The sequence below is a fragment of the Extensimonas soli genome (assembly GCF_029211265.1).
In the GTDB taxonomy this organism is placed as follows: Bacteria; Pseudomonadota; Gammaproteobacteria; order Burkholderiales; family Burkholderiaceae_C; genus Extensimonas; species Extensimonas soli.
This window is the reverse complement of record NZ_JARGEL010000039.1, coordinates 1-865: the sequence shown is the minus strand read 5'-3', so window position 1 is coordinate 865 and position 865 is coordinate 1. Positions and strand designations below refer to the sequence as shown.

The 865-nt window shown below is 58.7% G+C and carries 1 protein-coding gene; it reads right to left on the bottom strand.

Annotated elements, in window-relative coordinates; translation table 11 throughout:
- Positions 1–62: 62 nt before the first annotated feature.
- Positions 63–865 (bottom strand): IS21-like element helper ATPase IstB (gene istB, locus PYV55_RS16030; protein ID WP_275853230.1); only part of this gene is annotated, 803 nt, incomplete at its 5' end.

The following is an 865-nucleotide window of genomic DNA, read 5'->3' as shown; positions in this document are numbered from 1 at the left end:
TGTTGATTCCAGAAACAAAGTGAGCCGGCTTCCGAACCAAAATTGAGCCACTGAATTGACGGTCAAATGGCTGTCTGGATTGTGGATAAGTCTACATCTTCGGCTCCTTCCGGCTGGGTTCTGGACTTGGTTGTTTTACGCTTGACCTGCGCCTGTGAACTGGAGTGCTTGAAACGCCAACTGTCATTGCCAGTTTCCACAATATGGCAGTGATGCGTGAGTCGGTCCAGCAAGGCCGTGGTCATCTTCTCATCGCCAAACACACGTGCCCACTCCGAGAAGCTCAGGTTGGTCGTGATCACCACGCTGGTACGCTCGTACAACTTGGAGAGCAGGTGAAACAGCAAAGCCCCGCCCGACTGGGTAAACGGCAGATAGCCCATTTCATCCAGGATCACCAGGTCCACGTACATCAGCCGGTACGCCAGTTGCCCCGATTTGCCCTGAGCCTTCTCCAGTTCCAGCGCGTTGACCAGCTCCACCGTGGAGAAGAAGCGCACCCGCTTGCCATGGTGGCGGATCGCCTCAATGCCCAGGCTGGTGGCCAGGTGCGTCTTGCCCGTGCCCGGCCCGCCAATCAGTACCACGTTATGGGCCGCCTCTACAAACTGCAGGCTGTGCAACTGACGCACCAGCCCCTCATCCACACTGGCCTGCGCAAAGTCAAAGCCCGCCAGATCACGGTGCGAGGGAAACCGCGCCACACGCATCTGGTAAGCCATGGAGCGCACCTCACGCTGCGCCGCTTCGGCTTTGAGCAACTGGTGCAGCACCGTCTCGTGGTCCAGCGTTTTCATACGGGCCGTGCCCAGCACTTCCGGCCAGGCACTGGCCATGCCGTGCAAGCTCAGCGCTTTGAGTGCAG